10 protein-coding genes are annotated in these 21,133 nt (G+C 42.6%); 8 read left to right on the top strand and 2 right to left on the bottom strand.

Annotated elements, in window-relative coordinates; genetic code table 11:
* Positions 1 to 54: 54 nt before the first annotated feature.
* The gene (locus tag NXR94_RS12785; protein WP_258105040.1) at positions 55 to 1,107 is read left to right on the top strand and encodes an LLM class flavin-dependent oxidoreductase; all 1,053 of its coding nucleotides are present in this window, start codon (positions 55 to 57) and stop codon (positions 1,105 to 1,107) included.
* A 128-nt stretch (positions 1,108 to 1,235) separates the two neighbouring features.
* Here NXR94_RS12785 and NXR94_RS12780 read toward each other — a convergent pair whose 3' ends face one another.
* On the bottom strand, positions 1,236 to 1,538 hold the full coding sequence (locus NXR94_RS12780) for a DUF3817 domain-containing protein (protein WP_258105039.1): 303 nt from the start codon (positions 1,536 to 1,538) through the stop codon (positions 1,236 to 1,238).
* A 100-nt stretch (positions 1,539 to 1,638) separates the two neighbouring features.
* Between NXR94_RS12780 and NXR94_RS12775 the strand changes: the two genes are divergently transcribed.
* The 3 genes from NXR94_RS12775 (at position 1,639) to manA (ending at position 5,911) form a co-directional block, all read left to right on the top strand.
* Positions 1,639 to 3,507 (top strand): DUF4153 domain-containing protein, encoded by a 1,869-nt coding sequence (locus NXR94_RS12775; RefSeq protein WP_258105038.1) that lies wholly within the window; start codon positions 1,639 to 1,641, stop codon positions 3,505 to 3,507.
* Positions 3,508 to 3,554: 47 nt separating this feature from the next.
* Positions 3,555 to 4,496, top strand: coding sequence for a GNAT family N-acetyltransferase (locus NXR94_RS12770; RefSeq protein WP_258105037.1), 942 nt, complete (start codon positions 3,555 to 3,557; stop codon positions 4,494 to 4,496).
* Between the two features lie 218 nt (positions 4,497 to 4,714).
* On the top strand, positions 4,715 to 5,911 hold the full coding sequence (gene manA, locus NXR94_RS12765) for a mannose-6-phosphate isomerase, class I (RefSeq protein WP_258105036.1): 1,197 nt from the start codon (positions 4,715 to 4,717) through the stop codon (positions 5,909 to 5,911).
* 396 nt (positions 5,912 to 6,307) lie between these two features.
* On the opposite strand, the gene NXR94_RS12760 is transcribed toward manA, so the two are convergent.
* Positions 6,308 to 6,610, bottom strand: a complete 303-nt coding sequence (locus tag NXR94_RS12760) for a GIY-YIG nuclease family protein (protein WP_258105035.1) — start codon at positions 6,608 to 6,610, stop codon at positions 6,308 to 6,310.
* 487 nt (positions 6,611 to 7,097) lie between these two features.
* Between NXR94_RS12760 and NXR94_RS12755 the strand changes: the two genes are divergently transcribed.
* From NXR94_RS12755 to NXR94_RS12740, 4 genes are all read left to right on the top strand, one after another.
* Positions 7,098 to 9,020 carry a T9SS type A sorting domain-containing protein gene (locus NXR94_RS12755; protein ID WP_258105034.1) on the top strand — a complete coding sequence of 641 codons (1,923 nt, stop codon included), beginning with the start codon at positions 7,098 to 7,100 and terminating at the stop codon, positions 9,018 to 9,020.
* Positions 9,021 to 9,049: 29 nt separating this feature from the next.
* The gene (locus NXR94_RS12750) at positions 9,050 to 18,526 is read left to right on the top strand and encodes a SpvB/TcaC N-terminal domain-containing protein (protein ID WP_258105033.1); all 9,477 of its coding nucleotides are present in this window, start codon (positions 9,050 to 9,052) and stop codon (positions 18,524 to 18,526) included.
* Positions 18,516 to 19,136 (top strand): hypothetical protein, encoded by a 621-nt coding sequence (locus NXR94_RS12745; RefSeq protein ID WP_258105032.1) that lies wholly within the window; start codon positions 18,516 to 18,518, stop codon positions 19,134 to 19,136. Before NXR94_RS12750 ends, NXR94_RS12745 begins: the two co-directional genes overlap by 11 nt.
* A gap of 609 nt (positions 19,137 to 19,745) precedes the next feature.
* Positions 19,746 to 21,131 carry an RHS repeat domain-containing protein gene (locus NXR94_RS12740; protein WP_258105031.1) on the top strand — a complete coding sequence of 462 codons (1,386 nt, stop codon included), beginning with the start codon at positions 19,746 to 19,748 and terminating at the stop codon, positions 21,129 to 21,131.
* Positions 21,132 to 21,133: the final 2 nt, after the last annotated feature.

Raw genomic sequence — 21,133 nt, 5'->3', positions numbered from 1 at the left:
TATACGTCAATAAATGAATATTGAATGATTTCTTAAATCAGAATTAGTTATGCCATGGAAATAGGAATTAGCACCTTCGTAGAAAACACGGCCGACCCTGAAAGCGGTAAGGTTCTTAGTCCTTATGAGCGAATGAAAAACCTCATGGAGGAAATTGAATTGGCGGATCAGGTTGGACTTGATGTGTATGCCATAGGTGAACATCATCGGCCAGATTTTGTGGTTTCTTCTCCAGCCACGGTTCTTGCGGCGGCAGCAGTCAAAACCAAAAAGATTAAACTGTCGAGTGCGGTAACCGTGCTCAGCTCCGATGATCCTGTTCGGGTCTTTCAGCAATTTTCTCATGTAGACCTGCTTTCCAAGGGGCGAGCGGAGATCATGGCCGGTAGGGGGTCGTTTATTGAGTCATTTCCATTATTCGGTAACAATCTCAAAGAATATGATTCATTGTTTGCGGAGAAACTTGAACTCCTTATTGCGCTGAACAAAAGTGAAAAGGTCACCTGGGAGGGGAGACATCGTGCGGCAATCGAGGATCGTGGTGTTTACCCAAGACCTTATCAGGATGAATTGCCGATCTGGATTGCCGTCGGAGGTACGCCGCAATCAGTGGTACGAGCGGCTTCTAAGGGGCTTCCATTAGCGCTGGCCATCATAGGGGGACAGCCCGAGCGGTTCGTTCAGCTGACAGATTTGTATAAAAGAACTTATGAAGAGTCGGGGCATGATTTGAGTCAAATGCAGATTGCTGTGCATAGCCATGGTTTTATCGCGGATACGGAGCAGGAAGCGGCTGATGTGTTTTATGGGCCGTATGCTCAGGTCATGACTCAGTTGGGTAAGGAACGTGGATGGCCGGCTATGAGCAAAGCCCAGTATAAATGGATGCGTTCACCGGAGGGTTCCCTGGTACTTGGTGACCCTCAAATGGTGATTGATAAAATACTGGCGCAGCAAGAGATGATGGGGCTAACAAGATATCTAATGCACTTAAGTGTTGGAACGATGCCCCATGATAAGCTTATGAGGGCTATTGAACTGCTTGGTACGGTTGTGGCACCGGCTGTTAGAAAGGCTGTGGGTGAAAGTAGTCCGATAATGAATTAAATAGCCTTCGTATACCTTAGGGGTTTAAATTATTAGGCAATAATTGAAAAGACTTTCTGAAAGTAACGCGATGAGTTCGATCGTAAGTGATTTTTGAAAATCCTTGATCTACAAAATTCTAAATCTGTTCAATTTTCATTTTGGAGTTTAAAGATTTTGCTATCAGCTACAAACGTCCCAAATGGGATTAGAGATGCCACTAGTGAAATGGTGCCAACTTTAAATGACCAACCGTATTTAAAGATGCTTTCGAAACAAAAGATCACATAAAGAATAAAGAGCCAGCCATGAGCCATGCCGACTATGAAGTTGGGTTCAGTAATCCCGAATGCATATTTAAGCGGCATGGTTATGCCAAATAACAGAAAGCTAATTCCTTCCAGTATGGCCAATAGCCTTAACCTGCCGATGGTGCTTTTGAGTTGTTTCATCCTTTTACTTTGAAGTCGCAAAGCTAAATGGTAGGACTGGAAGTAGGGCTATCTCATTTCGTCAAATAGCGTTATCTTGAAATCGGCTAACAATCTGCATATGAAACTTCCTTCAATTCAATATCTGGTGGAACAGGGCATAGACGCACTGAAAAAGCATCCACTGGTTATTTTTTCAGCTTGCATGGCGGTCTATTTTGCCATCTTCCTGGTAGAGCATGAAACGAGTCTTGATAATGCTTTTCCATACATTAACCTGTTGTTATGTGGCTACCTGGGGGTTCCTTTATTTTTATCAGTCGACATCTATGTAAAAGCAACAGATCGTAGCAGCAATTTTAGAAATATCGTTTCTGGGGTAGCGGTACTCCTGCTTATAGGAGTATATTATTACCTTCCGGGATCGGAGGAGACACTCAACAAGAGCATACCTTATATTCGGTATACCATCCTTTCCATTGCTGCACATTTATTGGTATCATTTGCACCCTTCCTGAGCCGTGGTACGCTCAATGGCTTCTGGCAGTTTAATAAGGTGCTTTTTCTCCGGTTTTTGCTGGCGGTGCTCTATTCTCATTTTATTTATGTGGGTTTGATTTTAGCCTTGTTTGCTTTAGATGAACTCTTTAAGGTTGATGTTCAGGATGAACTGTATTTTGAGATTTTCATTTTCATAGCTGGTGTATTCAATACCTGGTTCTTTGCGGCAGGTGTACCTGATGAGTATGATGTTTTGGATGGAGATGAGGTATACCCCAAGGGATTGAGGACATTTATTCTTTACGTTCTGATCCCTCTTTTAGGGCTTTACTTTCTGATACTTTACAGCTATTCTATTAAAATTATAGCGCTTTGGAGCTGGCCCTCAGGGATCATCACCTATATGATTATTGCAGTGGCGGTACTGGGAATTTTGGCCATGTTGTTGGCTTATCCATATTCCATTCGGGAGAGCGGAAGCCCGATTCGGTTTTTGAAAAGGGGCTATTATTGGGTATTAATTCCTATGGTTGTGATGCTGTACCTGGCAATTGGCATCAGGGTTTTGGATTACGGCGTGACCATCAATAGATACATCACCATATTCCTTGCTGTGTGGCTTTCGGGGATATCTATATACATGATTGTAGGAGGGAAGGATATTCGGGTGATCCCGATTTCTCTCTTCTCCATAATCCTGCTTTGTTCCTTCGGGCCATGGGGGTTGTTTAGTGTGAGCGAAAGAAGTCAGGTGAATAGGTTGGAAAAAGTATTGACCGAAGCTGGAATTCTGGACGGAAAAATCAAAAATGAGCCTATTTGGGATCGAACGGATACTGTTGTGCTGACTTTTGACAAACCGGAACTGAATGAAGGCATCTTAAGTGATAGCCTTCATAATGAAGTGGTTTCTATTCTGTATTATCTGGAGGATTATCACGGGGTAAATGCCATTGAAGACTGGTTTGATCAGAGTCCAAGAGAGATTGCAAATCAACTGGGGTATTCAGAGGGTGTAGTTGCCATGCGATTGATGGGTTTACAGGACGGATACAAATATTCGGAAGAGGTTTATACAGAGTTTCCAACTTACTATTCTTACATCGATAACAAGATGCTGCTTGATGTCTCCGGCTTTGATTATGTCTACAAGTTTAGTTTTTCAATACATTCACGAGAGACACACACTGATACTTTACGAGTGGCAGATAGCACGGTGGCAGTTTTGTCTTTTGACCGTAAGGCTTTGATACTAAGGTCAGTCAAAGGAGATTCGATGCTGGCGTTTGATTTGAATCGTGTTTATGAAGGACTCAAAGCGCAGGAAGAGAGGTATAAAGACCTCAATAATAGATCTGTTAAGGAAGAAATAATTGTTTCGGAGGAAAATCAAGCTTTTAAAGGCAGGCTGATGATTGAAAGCATCTCTGCCAATGAAGAAGGTATCGTTTATTGCAATGGTCAGTTGTTGTTTACATTAAAGGAATAATTTCCTTATTCTCTTCTGGATGTCATGATTTAATTTTTCCATTAAAAATGAGTTTCGAGGTAGTCAGGTATAACCCTCAGTTGAAGGAGGATTGGAATAAAACTGTTGAAAAGTGTAAAAACACCCACTTTATTTTCTACAGGAATTTCATGGACTACCACAGTGACCGTTTTACCGATCATTCCCTTATTTTCAAATCAAAAGGTGAAATTAAAGCACTTCTGCCTGCGAATGAATTGAGTGATACACTCGTTAGTCATAGCGGACTAACGTTTGGAGGTTTGTTGTACCCCGAAAAAACAACTGCAAGAATGATTCTTGAGATCACCGACGCTCTGATCGCTTATCTGAAGGCTACCGGTATAAAAAAAATAATCTATAAAGCAATTCCATATATTTTTCATACACAGCCGAGTCAGGAAGATATTTATGCCTTGCATTTAAAAGGGGCACAAGTTTCACGTAGAGATATCAGTTCCTGTATTGACCTGAAGCATACAAATGGGTTTAGAAGGAATAAAAAGCGGGATCTAGATACATTCCAGAACCAAAACTTGAAAATATGCGAGAGTTCCGACTACGATTCCTTTGTTTCGATCGTGGCAAAAGGACTTCTAAAGCATGGTGTAAACCCTGTACACTCTGCAGAAGAGTTGAAATTACTTACTTCCCGGTTTCCGAATAACATTAAGCTATATGTTTGTTTCGATGGTGATGAAATGATTGCAGGTGCTTTACTCTTTATCAATCCATCCATCATTCATGTCCAGTACCTTGCCTCGACGGATGAAGGTAAAGCCGTTAGGGCAGCCGAGGGGCTTATTTCTTACGTGGTCGATATGTATAAAAATCAAAATGAAGTGAGGTATTTCAACTTTGGTATCTCAACGGAAAATGAGGGTAAAAAATTAAATGATGGGCTCATTCAGTTTAAGGAGGGGTTTGGAGCTTATGGGGTAGTACAGGACTTCTACAGCCTGGATATTTAGCTCTTCGTGCTATTATGACCTTCATAATATGCATAAAAACTATTGACTGATTGGCTGGCGCCATTTCTACTCATGCTTTAAACCTATTTTGCAGTAGTAATGGGATGGATTATTTTCGGGACCAATTTGTGAATGAGGATAAGGGATTGACAGGTGTTGTTCCAGTTTTTGGTGGCTCAGCCTTTTTTAGGCTAATTTGAATTAGATTTTTTAGACATATGGCTTTATTTAAAATCAAGGGTGTTGTTCAAAACTATGCCTGGGGCGGTTCAGAATACATTCCCAGATTGATTGGACAGTTTGTGGTAGACGAAAAATGTGCTGAATATTGGATGGGTGCTCATGATAAGGCACCGGCCATCATTGAGGAGAGTGGTGAGCCATTGAACGAGTTCATCAGTAAAAACCCCAGGCAGGTACTTGGAGAGCAGGTTTATGATCAGTTTGGCAGATTGCCGTTTTTGTTCAAAGTTTTGGATGTCTATGATATGCTATCCATTCAGGTGCATCCTTCCAAGGCAGAAGCGGAGAAAGGATTTGCCAGGGAGAATGAAGCTGGAATTCCATTGTCTGCCCCTCATCGTAATTATAAGGACGATAATCATAAGCCTGAGATCATGGTAGCTTTGAGTGAGTTCTGGTTGTTGCACGGCTTCCTACCCAAAGAAGACTTGAAGAAAGTGCTTCGATCCACTCCCGAGCTCAACCACTTGTTGACTGTTTTCGAAGAGGAGTCTTATCGTGGTTTGTATCAAACCATAATGGAGGAGCCAGCAGCGCAAACCAATGCCACGCTCCAACCCCTGATCGATCGGATTTTACCACTATATGAGTCTGAGTCATTGGATAAATCCAGTCCTGAATATTGGGCTTCAAAGGCCTACTTGTCGTTTTGTCCCGTTGGGGATATAGATAAAGGAATCTATTCGATCTTTTTCTTCAACATCGTGAAGGTCAATGAAGGTGAAGCAGTTTTTCAGGATGCAGGCGTACCACATGCTTACATGGAAGGACACAACATGGAGTTGATGGCCAATTCTGATAATGTACTCAGAGGAGGGCTCACACCTAAGCATGTGGATGTAGCAGAATTGCTCAAGCATGTGTCCTTCAAAGAAACAATACCAAACATCCTTGAAGGAGAAATTCAGACCGATGAAGTAGAGCGAATTTATAAGAGTCCTGCACCGGATTTCGAATTAAGTAAAATTGACCTCGACTTTACCTCCAGCTACAGGGCTATGTCTTTGACATTAGAGATCATGATTGTACTGGAAGGAGAAGTTAAGGTTTCTTCAGAAGATGAGAGCATAGAGCTGAAGAAGGGAGAAGTATTTGTGATCACTTCCGGAAGCAGTTACCATATCAGCACCAATTTGAGAGCTCAGATTTATAAGGCTAAATGTCCGGTTTGATTTACTTCCGAAAACGACATTTGGATTAAAGACTTTCACTATATAAAAAAGCATCTGACGCAAGTGTCCACTTGTGACTCCTTTGGCCCGCTCGGGTATCATCAGTGAGAAATAGTATAATGATTTATAGCCATCATTCAGTTATAGCTTTTGGCAATGTCGGTATTGTGAAAGAAAAATAGGGATCATATCATGTGATCGTAGGGAATTTAATGAGATACTGGCTATGGCCGGATATTGAACCGTCATTGCAAAGGAACGAAATGGAATGAAGTTCATGAAGCAATCCCTGTTCTTCGAAGTGTTCTTCAGGACACTTGGAAGCTTGAATGATTACGAGTGTCTCCGGACACGTGAAAGGACGGTTTTGGGTAGAATGATAAAATGATGCTCCACTCACCACCGTTTAACCTGATCATACAAGTCAATCCAATCCCAATTGGTGGAACAAATCAGGTCCTGTTTCTTTTTTCTTGAGCCAGCTTTGATTTGTTTTTCTCTGATGATTGCCTCTTCAATGGAATGGAAGGTCTCGAAATAAACCAGTTTGGTGACTTTATATTTGGCCGTAAAACTTTTAGGGAATTTGTGAGACCGATGCTCCTCAATCCTGGAAAGTAGATCCGATGTCACTCCGGTGTATAAAGTGGTGTGATTGTAATTGGTAAGAATGTAGACGAAGCCACCACGAACATGCATTATTTAAATATAACGGAATATTATTAATTGTCATTCTTCGCGAGAGATTGCTTCACTTCGTTCGCAATGACGTCTTGAACTAAAATTATCATTTTGAGGAGCGTTTTTATACATGATTAAAGCCATCCTTTTCTTGCGAGAGATTGCTTCACTTCGCTCGCAATGACGTCTTGAACTAAAATTATCATTTTGAGGGAGCTTTTATACCCGATTGAAGCCATCCTTTTCTTGCGAGAGATTGCTTCACTTCGTTCGCAATGACGTTCTTATGAGGATTCCCTCATCTGTTTCAAGTGTATTCTGGCAACAACAGTAAAAAGTAGCTATGTAGCATTAATTCTATAAGCTTTCGGTGAATTTGTTAGGGTTTTCTTAACGTATAATGGAATTTATTATAAAATTCGTTATCGAATTATTTTTTTAAATAGCGGGGTTACATATATTTACTCATGACGTATTAAGTTACTCAGAACCTAACCAAACTGCTATGGATAATAAATTAGTGAAGGGATCCCTCACCGGGGTGCTCTTGCTAAATCTATGTTTTGTCCTGTCCGCACAGGAACTAGATCAGCTGCCTAAAATATGGCTTAAGGCCGACGACCTATCAAAATCAAACACTTTCTGGGAAAGTAATTCCTCTTCACTCAATGGGACGATTTCAGGTGGTGAAGGACTACTACTGGATACCATCAATTATCATCAGGCCCTCGTCTTTAACAATAACCTGGGTGTGGAAATACCTTATAATCTTGATAGTACTTCAGAACTCACGGTCTTTACTATTTTCCAAAGGGAATCAGATCAGGAATCCGTGATATGGTCAACGAAAAACACAATTTCAAGGAACATTTTTCAAACTACCTCAAAATCCCTTGGACCGGATAGTATTTACGACGACTATGACATATTGAAGGAGATACCGGTCAGTAATACGCTTTTCCAAAGATGGGAGAAAGCTGAGGAACTAAGTACAGCTGCTTCCCTGGTTTTTGGAGCTGCGGACACCAGTTCAGAATATTCAGGTTTTAATGGGCTTTTAGCAGAATTCATACTTTTTGACCGGGCCCTTAGCTTCCTGGAGCGCGTACAGGTTGAGACCTATTTGGCACTTAAATACGGAGTGTCAAAAACCAGGGGCAATTATGTTAGTTCTTCCGAACAATTATTGTGGAACCTGAGGAACGATCCGACCTACAATAACCAAATCATCGGGGTAGGAAAAGATAGCCAATTCGGTTTGGATCAACCCAGAACTTATTCCCATTCAGATACTTCCCGGTTTTTTGAATTGTCAGTAGACCTGGAACACCAGGCCCATTTACCAGAGAATAATTTTATCGTGGCAGGCAACAACGGGAAGGGGCTGGAGCTTGATGAGCCGGAGAAACAGACAGGGTTGATATTTTTGAGTAGAAAATGGGTGGTTAAGGCAACAGGCCCGGTGATTCAGAATATCGGATCCACACTTCAATTTGACTTCAACCAAATACCGGGATCTCCGGACGACTACTGGCTGGCAGTAAATCAGAATGGACCTGAAACTAATCCTGATAGTTTTCAATACATCAAAGCCGACTCTGTGAGCCCTTCAGGAATTGTGCGTTACTCAGACATTAATTGGGATGGTGCTACAGGAGATGGCTCCTTTGCCCTGGTTCAGAAAATTCCCTTACTGGCTCTGGTCGAGCAGGTTGTTATGCCGGAATGTTACGGATCTAAAAATGGAGAAGTGGTATTTCGGGTAGCCGAAGGAGAGGGTCCATTTCGTTATCGTATACAAAGCAAAAGTGGGTTTATTGAAGATGCCTTTGATGGTAAGGAAGCCATAACCTATAAGGGACTTCTTCCCGGGGAATATGAACTCATTGTTTCTGATCGGAGAGGATTGGTATATAACCGGGATTTTACCATTAATGTATTGGATGAGATCGAATTCAATATGGGTGAAAATAAAACCATCAGCGAAGATGAGACCATCAGCTTAAATGCCTTTGATTATGTAGAATGGGTGCCGGGCTATCAATATTGGTGGACCGGCAATTACGGATATAAATCAAACGGTGCCAACGCTGTTGCCAATGAATCAGGTATCTATACCCTGCATGTTACCAATGAGTCCGGTTGTGAGTTTACCGGAGACCTGACGATAGAGGGAGCCCTTTCAGAAAGGACCGCTGTATTTCCTTCCATTTCTTCAAGTGGTTATTACAGTGTAAATGTATCGTTGACAGATCCGGGCCACATGAAAATGGGCTTGTATGATATGTCAGGGAATATGATAAAACTGTCTGAAAGGCAGGGCGGAAAAGAATATCACCTCGATGGCTATCTGCCCGGTAACGGAATGTATATGATCCGCCTTGAAACCCCGCAAGGTGCTTATACTTATAAAGTCATCAAACAATAAAACCAGCTTTAATACCATCCTAATCTGCTATGAAATCATTGCAACCTGTTTACCTCCTTTTTGTTCAGTTACTTGTAATATTTTTGACTGTTGACCCTGCATGTGCCGAAGGCCCCGAAGGACTTATTGGCACCACGGAAGAAATGCCTTTTGATAATCCTGTTGATAACATCTTCCATGTCCGGTTGGATGAGGAAGTATGTGGCAACGAAAAAGCTTACCTGGTCTATGAGGTCAATGGTGTGACCGAACCTGGAGCAGTAACCAAAAGTGTCAATGATCAATATGCTCGCGGTGGGTATGCGGGTAAGGTAGGCACTGGCTGGCGTAAGCTGTCCGAAAGACTGGATTTGAAAGACCTGCGTCAGGGGGATAATGTGATCCGCTTTGGTACAGTGTCAAAATCCCTGCATTACCGCGTAAGAAATGTAAGTATCCGGTTAGAAGAATCTGATAATGAACGCGAATTGGTGTTGGTTACCGAGTACTATACTGATAAAGGATTGTACTTGAGTGGTTTTGTGAAAGGGCAGGGAGCTGATGAGACCATTGTTCGGGTTGGAAGTAAGAATATCGAAGTGATAGATGGCTATTTTGAATATGTGACAAGTCAGATGGAAGGTGCTCAGAAGTCCGTCCGAATGGAAGCCGTTTTCCCGGATGGAGAAATGTTTTGTCATGAACTGGAAAAGGATAAAGGAGGTTCTCCTGATTTTTTTGAAACCATGGACAAGACTTACCGGGCCTCTGCCAAACATTTTGAGGCACACGAGTCAGGTACGTTTGGAATTATAGGTGCTCAACTGGATCTGACTGATCAGGCACTGGACAAAGCAACACGATTAAAGATAGCACCGCTGAGAGCGGTGGACCTGGCGCCTTTGGATCCTGGAATGATTAACGTTACCGGAGAAGTGTCCGGTTACCGGTTCTTACCTCACGGCACGCAGTTTCTGGATTATGTAGGAGTGGAAATGGCTTATGATCCGGTCAAAATCCCGGAGGGCTATACAGAGAAAGATATACGTACCTACTACTTTGATGAAAACACTCATCACTGGGTGGCATTGCCTGTTGATTCAGTTTTGACCGAATCGGCCGTGCTTCGGTCCCTGACCACCCACTTTACTGATATGATCAACGGGATCATTAAAGTACCCGAATCCCCGGAGGTGGCCGCCTACAATAGCACCTCAATGAAAGGCATCAAGGCCGCGAACCCAACAGCCGGCATCAACCTGATGCAACCCCCATCGGCCAACAATATGGGAAATGCGAATATGAGTTACCCGTTGAATATCCCTGCCGGGCGTGCCGGCATGCAGCCTCAACTGGCATTAAGTTATAGTAACGGTGGAGGTAGCGGCTGGCTTGGTTTGGGCTGGTCACTGTCAGTACCCTCTATCAATATAGATACCCGTTGGGGAGTGCCCAGGTATGACCCCGATTTGGAGACCGAAACCTACCTGCTCAATGGCGGACAATTAACACCGGTTGCTCACCGGGGAGAATTGAGACCAAGGGACAATAGTGACAAACAATTTCATCCGCGTGTAGAAGGCGGCTTCCAGAAGATTATTCGACATGCAGATGGTGGCGATATGAAGAAGTACTGGTGGGAAGTTGTTGATAAAAGCGGGACACGCTATTTCTATGGAGGAAATTCAAACGGGGTATTTGATGAATCGAGTGTGTTGCGCACGGATGAGGCGAACGGAGGTGGTGACATTGCCCAGTGGTGTTTGAGGGAAGTTCGTGATCTAAACGATAACTACATCCGGTACCATTACGCCAAAGTACAGGACTGTGGCCTTGCCGACTGTACGAAAGGTGTACCTGGCTATGAGATCTATTGTGAGCGCATTACCTATACGGGGCATGGAACTACGGAGGGGAGTTATGAGGTACGACTCAACCGTCAGACCGATCGAAGAACAGATATTTCCATTGATGGCAGACTAGGATTTAAAAGGGTGAACGCCGGACTTCTGGAAAATATTGAAGTGGTTCTGATACAAAATGGGTCGGAGAAGGCGATTCGCAGCTATGGCCTTGAGTATACAGAAGGAGCTTTTTTTAAGACTTTGTTATCGCACATCAATGAATACGATGCCGCCGGGGAGCTTTTTACCACCCATGAAATGGAATATTACGATGATGTGGATGCATTTGGTGATTACAAACCCTTTGATCAGGAATTTACTGACTGGATGATTGATGCTGATGATTTGAAAGGTGTTTTTGATGCTAGAAAAGAGGATTTTAAGGGAAAAGCCACTGTTTTAAGCGGTACTCGTTCAACTAATTATGGGCTTGGAACCGCAGTTGGGGTTGGCTTTAATTTGAAATTATGGGATAAGAGTAAGTCCGTAGTTGCCAACCTCGGATATGGAGGGAGCAAAAGTTATGGAATCATATCCATGATGGACGTTAACGGTGATGGACTTCCGGATAAAATATTTCTTGATGAAGATAATAAATTCTATTATCGACCGAATTTGTGCAAGGAGAACGGTGATCCAAAATTTGGTACAGTGCCATTACCAATTGAATTTAATAAAAAGAGCTTCTTTCTGGAAGAAAGTTCAACGATTAACGGGGGAATTGAAGCGTTATTTGGTGCTTTTGTTTCGGCAGGGTATAGTCGGACAAAATCCAAGACGACTACTTATATGTCGGAGGTGAATGGAGATGGCTTACCTGATATTGTTCATAATGGGCAAGTTTGGTTTAATCATTTGGATACCGAAACAGGTAAAATTACATATAGTAAATCAAGCGATGGAACCCCAAATTTAATTAATGAGGGCGAGTTTGTTGCGGATGGGTTAGTCGAAACAGACCCACAGGAGCGTATCGATCTGATTAAACAAAACCCATTGCATGATGTGGTGAGAATGTGGATTGCACCTTATGCAGGGTACATTCATATAGATGCTCCTGTCCAGCTTATCGAACCAACTGAACCTGACGGGGAAAATCTTGATGGTGTAAATGTGAAAGTTCAGGTTGGCGATGAGGAAAAATGGAGTCAGCGTATTTTGGCGGGCGATTATACTCAAAAGCCATTTGAAACCAGAGTCAGTGTAGAAAAAGGCACCAAAATATTTTTCCGGGTTCAGTCTGTCGAGAATGGTTTCAATGATCAGGTGTTATGGGCTCCAACAATTCAGTACCTCAACAATGAACCTGATGTGTTAAATATTTATGGTAAGCCAAGAGGGCGTTTTAACAGTGATGAGGATTTTGTATTGGCCGCGCAGCAGGAAATTGGCATGCCATACAATGGCGAAGTTGTATTTGAAAGTTCCTTTATCAAACCAAAGACGGCTGATCATATAAAGGCTTTAATTACTCTTAATTCTGAATCAGGGTCAATTGAGGAAATATGGAGGGGTGAATTTAGTCCGGATTCGACAGTCAACATGCTCATTAATAAGAATATCCTTGTTGATTCCAGTGATGTTTTGAAAATACAGTTTTTCACTGACAGTAACATTGATTGGTCAGAAATAGGCTTTGACCCGTTTATTTATTACTCCAATGTAGAGGATGAAAATATTCAGGTTTACGAGGATCCTGAAGCAGATACTCTGGTTCCATTAATCACTTTCATACCAGTTCCGGATTTTTATATGTATTCCGGTGTACAATTGCCTGCTCATCCTTTAATCGGGAAAATGGATTCGGCAACTATTAGTGTGAGCCCTTATTTGTCCCTGGTACAGTTTCCATTGAAAGATGTTACTGACCAATTGACTTTTACCATAAAGACGGCGGATTCTTTGATTTTCAAGGATACGCTCAATATTACAGCTGGGGATACATTAATAGAGGTGCGTTCGTTTTCCGGAAAAATTAGGAAGGGTGAGGCTTTTTACTTTGAATTTTCAGCCAAAGATTCATTGATGTATGGACTCCTTAATCAGCTAAAAGTAGATGTGATTGTTGATGATACATTGGTAGATACTGATTTTGGGTATTATTATAACAAGGGAAATAAAACGTTTGGTCATCTTTTTCGAGGCTGGGGCCAATTTTCATATAATGGAAATGGGGAGAACGGGAATTTGCCAATTGATCAGAATAAACTAAAAATCAGCAATGAGCTTAAAGGACTTGCAGAGGATGATTTTAAGGATAAAGATGCTGAGCAATTGGGTAATACAGGATTTAGCTTTTCCAATGAGGTGTTTATCGTGATGATACCACATGGTGCTGGGAAGGGTTGGCAGGGTTATGACAACTTTACCAGGCTGGATGGACGCATTATACAAAGCTCCAGGTATGGAGTAGATGATATTCCGCCGTTGGAGAGCGTAGGAGGCGGTTCTCGCGCGATTAATAAGATATCGATCACCAATAATTTTTCCTTTTCAGCGGGAATAAGTGGACAATTGGAAAGTGGTTTCGGTGGTGGAGTGAGCGGTAGTGCAAGTTTTGGGCCAAGCAAAGTTGTGCTTGATTTTAGAGATATGAATGGTGATCGGTATCCTGATGTTGTATCCCCAAATAAAATCCAGTATACAAACGCTCTGGGAGGACTTACTTCTGAGGTGAGGGACCATGGGTTCAACGATTTTACTCACGAGAATTTTGCAAATACGGTCGGAGCTAGTCTCTCAGGCTCATCCCCTGAAACCAAGACCAAATCATCCATGACCAATAAAAGCAATACCAATGCTGAGACAGGGAGTGCTTCAGTTTCTATGGGAATAAGTGGTAATTATGGTTTTGGTACTTCTAAAACCAGACATACTTTTTTGGATATTAATGGCGATGGACTCCCGGATCGACTAAAAAGAGCAGAACAAGGTGATAAGGTTTCAGTTGCACTTAATCTTGGTTATGGTTTTGGGCCATTTGAAGAATGGGATATATATAAAATTCAATCAGGTAGTAGTAGAAGTTACGGTGGGGGCTTAGGGGTTACGAAAAGAAAAAATAGTATTTCTGCTGGTCTCAGTCTTTCACGGTCTGAAAACCATTCAGACTTTAGCCTTCAGGACGTAAACGGGGATGGCTTGGCTGATGCTTTGTATGAAATAAGAACTGATTCTAAGAATGAGGTCTTCGTTCGGATTAATCAAGGCGGGTCTTTTTCTGATCCGATTGAATGGACCGAGCTTTCTGATGTGGGTGAAAGTAGATCAGCTGGTTTTTCGGCTAACGGAGCATTTACAGTTGGATTTCCATTAAACTTCGCTCCTCCAATGAAGTTGGTAGTAAATCCGAGCTTTTATGGAGGTTCAAGTGTTTCACGAGAGCAAAATGGACTGCGTGATATCAATGGCGATGGATATCCGGATTTTGTGGAATCGATCAATGATGGGCAGTTGAAAGTGAAACATTCCACCATCGCCCGTACCAATATGCTCAAAAAGGTCAACCGTCCACTTGGGGCATCATTTACAGTCGATTATAAGGCAGTGGGTAATACCTACGATCACCCGGGAACGGTCTGGACGCTGAGCGAAGTGAAGGTATTTGATGGCTTTGCAGGTGATGGGGTGGATACCCTGCGCACAGCCTATGCCTATGAAAAAGGGTTTCATGACCGACGGGAAAGGGACTTTTATGGATTTGAAAAGGTAATAAGTAAAACGCTTGATGACGAGGGTAGTGTATATACACGTGTTGAGCAGACTTTTGCCAATCGCAACTATTATGCTAAAGGGTTGTTGCTGTCTGAGGTCATGACCGATGGTGGAGGTAAGAAATATGTAGAAAAAGAAAACCACTATCAATTCAAGGACATCAATACCGGACAGGAGATACTGGAAAAAGACCTGGATACCGATGATGGGAATGTATTTCCAGCGCTGAAGGAAGCAGAACAACGATTCTATGAAGGTGAAACCTCGGCAGGGAAATCCACCCGTACCAGCTATGAGTATGATGCGCTGGGGAATGTGATCAAATTCAGGGATTTCGGCGATAATGGTAATACCGATGACCTGGTTGCCACCATTGATTATCATAAAGTCGAAGCCAATTATATCATGGCCTCGCCCAAATCCATAGAAGTACGTGGTGCCTCCGGTACGCTCTACAGAAAACGGGAGGCCAGTATCAATGAAACCAATGGCAATGTGACCCAGATACGCCAGTTCCTGAATGAAGAAACGGAGGCCTTTTATGACCTGGAATATGATGAATATGGTAACCTGACCAAAATCACCAGACCGGAAAATAGTGAAGGACAGCGGATGAGCGTTGAATACGCTTATGATGAAGTACTTCATACGTATACGACTGAGGTGAGCAACAGCTATGGTTACCATTCCACAGCTTCCTATGACTTCCGCTTTGGGCAAGTATTGAAAACGGTGGACTTAAACGGTCAGGAGATCACCTATGAGCTGGATGATAAAGGCCGTGTCAATAAAATCACCGGTCCGTATGAGCGGGCCAACGGGTCAGGCTATACCCTCAAGTTTGACTACCATCCCGAGGATGAAGTGCCCTGGGCACTCACCCAACATTATGACCCATCCAACCCTCAGAATGAGATGGAGACGGCCACTTTTGTAGATGGTCTGGGACGCGTGCTTCAGACCAAGAAGGATGGAGCGATCTATAAAGGAGACGGACAACCCGACGAGGAAATGATGATTGTATCCGGGCGAGTATTGTTTGATGCATTCGGCCGTAGTATCAAGGCCTACTACCCGGTTTCAGAGCCTACCGGTACACAGGGGACGTTTAATAGTACCACCGATGGAGTAGCACCTACCACCACGGCCTATGACGTGCTGAACCGGGCCATTGCCGTAGTGCTGCCGGACGGAGCTGAGACGACTACTGAGTATGGCTTTGACAGCGACCGGGACGGAAACAAACAATTCTTAACCCGTACCACCGATGCTAATGGTATTGTTACCGAACAGTTTACCGATGTAAGGGGACGAGTGACGGCGGTGAAGAATGTGACTACGGATGGACCCGTGTGGACGAGCTTTGCCTACAATGCCATCAACGAGCAAGTGGCGGCCACCGATGACCAGGGGCACAGTACCCTTTCCACCTACGACTTGTTCGGACGACGGGTAAGGAGTGATCACCCGGATGCCGGCATGACTACCTACAGTTATGACCTGGCCGGGAACCTTACCGCCCTGATGACCGCCAACCTTGCTGAGAAGGGCGGGCCAATTAAGTATAAGTATGATTTTGAAAGACTGACCGATATCCTTTACCCTGATAACGCCGAGAACGACGTGCACTATACCTATGGAGAAACTGGTGCGGAATTTAACCGGGCAGGGCGTATCGTACTACAGGAAGATGCGACCGGGGCTCAGGAGTTTTTCTATGGACCGCTGGGGGAAGTGGTGAAAAACATTCGCACAGTGGTCATCCCTAAATTCGACGAGCAGACCTTTACTACCGAGTGGACCTACGACACGTGGAACAGGCTGACATCTATGGCCTACCCTGACGGGGAGGTGGTGAACTACAAGTACAATGTGGGAGGACTCTTAAAATCCATGGCCGGCGTTAAAAAAGGGCGTGTATACAATTATGTAAAGCAATTGGGATATGATAAATTTGAACAAAGGGTGTTCCTGGCCTATGGAAACGGAAGTAAGATGACCTATAGTTACGAGGCGGACAGAAGGAGACTGCAAAAGATGACTGCCAGCACGGCTACCAGCAGGCTGTTTATGGACAACAGCTACACCTATGATAAGGTCAATAATATCCTGAGCCTGAAAAACAACGCCCCTGTTCCCGAGTCCAGCTTGATGGGCGGTGCTAGTGAATATCATTACGAATATGATGACCTATACAGGCTGACAGGTGCTACGGGCCACTATACCGGCGCCAACGAAGAGCACCGTTACAGCCTACAGATGGCCTACAACACAGTAGGGGGGATCATCCACAAAGTTCAGTCCCATGACAAAACCGGTAATAACTCAAAAGGAGATTGGAACTCGCAGAGCAAGACCACCTATGACATGACCTATACCTATGGACAGGAGCAGCCCCATGCCCCTACCCAAATAGGTGAACACAGCTATAGCTATGACAAAAATGGTAACCAGACGGGCTGGACAGATAACCTCAGTGGTCAGGAGCGCCGGATCATGTGGGACGAAGAAAACAGGATACGTGCCATATATGATGATGGCAATGTCAATCATTATATCTATGATGCTTCCGGTGAAAGGGTGATCAAGGCGAAAAGTATAGGTCAGGCAGTATTTATCAACGGACAAAAGGAGTCGGCATCCGGTAGTGTGGGCAACTACACCGTATATGTAAATCCTTATATGGTGCTACAGTCAGGTGGATATACGAAGCATTACTATATAGAAGGACAACGCATCGTCTCAAAGCTTGGCGGAGGACAGGATAAAGTATCCCAGGGCAAAGCGGGTGTAGATGCCATTGACTATTATACGAAAAGGAAAGAAGTGGAGCAGGCCATTGTGAAGAACCTTAAATGGGTCGGAGACGATGGTGTGGTATTTACCGCTGGTAAGAGTGGTAAGGTGCCTCCGGGACAAGTAAAAGATTCCGGCAATGAAGCTGAAAACTTACAGTATTACTATCACCCTGATCATCTTGGATCTACGAGCTATATTACTGATATCACAGGAGAAGTGTATCAACACCTAGAGTACTTTGCTTTTGGTGAGACCTTTGTAGAAGAGCATAGTAATAAGAATGGCATGCCGTATAAGTTCAATGGTAAGGAACTGGATGAGGAAACGGGCTTATACTACTACGGGGCCAGGTATTATGACCCAAGAGTGGGAATTTTTTACGGAGTAGATCCTTTGACAGATAAGTATCCTCACCTTTCACCATATAATTATGCTAGTAATAATCCAACCACCAATATAGATTTGTGGGGATTGCAAGGGCTACATTATATGGAAGTTTTAAATGACGGAACTCAAAGGCATGTTATTGAAAAAAATGTAATAGTTCTTACTCAGGCCCCTAAAGCAATACCTGCTGGAGCAAGTCCAAATAAAATTGCAAGGATAAATAGGCAGAATGCTCGTATTGCAGCCAACAATGTCGCTAAAGTAAACGCTGTTCGTGATGAATTAAATGCATATTTTAATGGCTCAGATGGTCAAACTACAAACTCTGCAGGAGAAGCTGTCCGATTTCAATTTAATGTAACTGGTGTTGAGACCAATAACACTGATGGGGGGACAACAAGGCAGAATATTATTCTTGCAGATCAAAATGGTTTAATTTCTAGTGAGCAAGATGTTGCTGGGAATAACAAAATTGTTCCGTCTGCAATTATTACTACAGGATCACCAGGAGCATATAATGAAGGTTTAACAACAGCAAACAGAACTATTTCGTTAAAAGATGATGCCCCTGGAGGGGCAACTGCCCATGAAGTTGGACATACATTAATGACCAGATCTGGAAAAAATGCTGAACACAGCAGTAGTGGCTTGATGAGTACTTCCCCGAGCAGTGTTACCCAAAGAGAAGTAGATATGATAATACAGGATAGCTATGAGAGATAAAATTAATTTATATGGGGTGCTTTTTTTTATTACCATTATTGTCAGTAATAAGATAATAGCTCAACAACTATCTACTAAAGCTATTTTGCTGACGTACAATATAGATAATCGGGATGACAATCATCCACCAGAGGAATTTTATTGGATTATGCCTATAACGTCAGACTCTGTATTTCAAGCTGGTGGAGGAATCTATCCTTTTTATTTTGAGATTTTCTCTAAGGATAACTTGGAAAGATGTACTGATGGAAATCCAATTGATATTTTTGTTTCGACTACCTCTACGGATTGGAATTTTTCTGAGGATTATTTGCACCAAATTGATGAGATGAAAAGGTATTGTTCCAAGAATAAAACCTTGATTCAGAGTTTAAAACGAAAATGGTTTACAGGGAGGAAGGATAAGGTTAATGTTTATTACACCCTGGTTGAGGCCACTTTTTGTTCCTGTAATCTCTCTGAAGAAAGTGGGAAAATGATAAATTATACTGGGAAGGTATACCTTCCATTATCTTTTAGAGAAGATAATTGGACAATTTACGAAAAAGAGCTTTTAATGTATCTCGATGATAAAGACCTTGTTTTAAAAGATATTGCCAATAAGTTGTAGTTATGTTTCCGCGTTGCCTCTGAAACGAAACTTTCTTTGTATACGAAAAATAATGAAAGAGAGGTTTCTGGAAGTATTGGTAAATATAGCTTGATTTTTTACATCAATGGGAAAGAGAATATTTATAGATATGACGGTAAGCGAATTATTAAATCTTCATTTTTGCACTACAGAACAAAGAGAAATTTAGCAAGGAAATTTTTGTAGCCTCAGCTAGTGCCAGCTTGTAGCTGGGATCGGAGGAGAGAAAGAAAGCCCTCCGTTCCCTCCATGTTTTGCATGGTGGTTTGGAAGAAACGAAATGCCCCCACTGGTCTAAGGTTATAAAAAACAAAAACTGGTTCAATGCGTCTCGCTTGGACCTTTTTGTAGAGTATACCTAGCCCCCGACCCTGTTCTTCGAAGTGTTCTTCAGGACACTTCGAAGCTTGAATGATTACGAGTGTCTCCGGACACGGAAAGGAGCAAGGTTTCATTTCTACACAGAGTTGCCTGCTAAGGAACTCTGAGGTTGCAAGCTTTTATAAGTTGATATGAAAAAAGCGGTAATCAGAGTGGCTGGACACATGACCTGAGGGGGACGCCTAGTCTGGTCAGGAGCGCCGGATCATGTGGGACGAAGAAAACAGGATACGGGCCATATATGATGATGGCAATGTCAATCATTATATCTATGATGCTTCCGGTGAAAGGGTGATCAAGGCGAAAAGTATAGGTCAGGCAGTATTTATCAATGGAGAAAAGGAGTCAGCTTCGGGAAGTGTGGGTAACTACACTGTTTATGTAAATCCTTATATGGTGCTTCAGTCCGGGGGATATACCAAACACTACTATATAGAGGGACAACGCATCGTATCAAAGCTTGGCGGCGGACAGGATAAAGTATCCCAGGGCAAAGCGGGTGTAGATGCCATTGACTATTATACGAAAAGGAAAGAACTGGAGCAGGCCATAGTTAAGAACCTTAAATGGGTAGGGGATGATGGTATGGTGTTTACGGCAGGTAAGAGTGGTAAGGTGCCTCCGGGACAAGTAAAAGATTCCGGCAATGAAGCTGAAAACTTACAGTATTACTATCACCCTGATCATCTTGGATCTACGAGCTATATTACTGATATCACCGGAGAGGTATACCAGCATTTGGAATACTTTGCTTTTGGTGAGACCTTTGTAGAAGAGCATAGTAACAAGAATGGCATGCCATACCTGTTCAATGGTAAAGAGTTGGATGAAGAGACGGGGTTGTACTACTATGGAGCCAGGTATTATGAGGCAAAGACGAGTGTTTGGCTGAGTGTGGATCCCGATACAGAAAAATACCCTAATTTATCATCCTTTGTTTTTGTTGGGAATAATCCATCCAATCACGTTGATCCCAATGGTAGGTTTTTTGTGAAGCATGTCTCTGTGGGAAGAAATTCAAAAAAATTAAAAACTGTTTTAAGAATTAATATCTATACTCCCCAGTTTTCAAATGCGGTTTCTTTAACAAGCTCTGCTCCTTATATTGGTACATTAACCTCATTAGGGATAAAAGGTATTGTTAGTACTCAGGATCCATCAGTAGAATTTGGGGGGGCGGGTGACCTTATAAGCGCAGGTCTTTCTTTATTCGGAATAGGGGTATTAAAGTCTGCAAAAGATGTTCCTAAGCTTGGAAAGCAGGTATTGAATGTTTCCAATCATCTTAGAGAAAACTTATTCACTTTAGCAACATTACTAAAAGAAGACCCTGCCAGTGGGGAATTGGCGCTGGAGGCATTTGCAGGGCATGAATTTGCTAAGAATAAGGATGGCGTGAATATGACATCAACTGGTGTTACAATTGATGTAAATAGTAATTATTATCAAAGCATTAAAGATGATGTGATAAAAAGTTTTAAAGGGGATAAATTTTCAGAAAAGGAACTTAAAAGTGCTATTGAGAGCGAGGTTTCTAATGATTTTCAGAAAATTAAAGATGGATTAAGAAAGCAGATTGACAACTTGGAATAAGC

This window comes from Marinoscillum sp. MHG1-6, from assembly GCF_024714475.1.
Taxonomy (GTDB): Bacteria; Bacteroidota; Bacteroidia; order Cytophagales; family Cyclobacteriaceae; genus JAMZMI01.
The sequence above is the reverse complement of the archived record's forward strand: the minus strand, read 5'-3'. Positions and strand labels throughout refer to the sequence as shown.

Bases quoted from the DNA above. Each gene is read 5' to 3' on its own strand.
- NXR94_RS12785 (WP_258105040.1), top strand. From the start codon at position 55: ATGGAAATAGGAATTAGCACCTTCGTAGAAAACACGGCCGACCCTGAA.
- NXR94_RS12780 (WP_258105039.1), bottom strand. From the start codon at position 1,538: ATGAAACAACTCAAAAGCACCATCGGCAGGTTAAGGCTATTGGCCATA.
- NXR94_RS12775 (WP_258105038.1), top strand. From the start codon at position 1,639: ATGAAACTTCCTTCAATTCAATATCTGGTGGAACAGGGCATAGACGCA.
- NXR94_RS12770 (WP_258105037.1), top strand. From the start codon at position 3,555: ATGAGTTTCGAGGTAGTCAGGTATAACCCTCAGTTGAAGGAGGATTGG.
- manA (WP_258105036.1), top strand. From the start codon at position 4,715: ATGGCTTTATTTAAAATCAAGGGTGTTGTTCAAAACTATGCCTGGGGC.
- NXR94_RS12760 (WP_258105035.1), bottom strand. From the start codon at position 6,610: ATGCATGTTCGTGGTGGCTTCGTCTACATTCTTACCAATTACAATCAC.
- NXR94_RS12755 (WP_258105034.1), top strand. From the start codon at position 7,098: ATGGATAATAAATTAGTGAAGGGATCCCTCACCGGGGTGCTCTTGCTA.
- NXR94_RS12750 (WP_258105033.1), top strand. From the start codon at position 9,050: ATGAAATCATTGCAACCTGTTTACCTCCTTTTTGTTCAGTTACTTGTA.
- NXR94_RS12745 (WP_258105032.1), top strand. From the start codon at position 18,516: ATGAGAGATAAAATTAATTTATATGGGGTGCTTTTTTTTATTACCATT.
- NXR94_RS12740 (WP_258105031.1), top strand. From the start codon at position 19,746: ATGTGGGACGAAGAAAACAGGATACGGGCCATATATGATGATGGCAAT.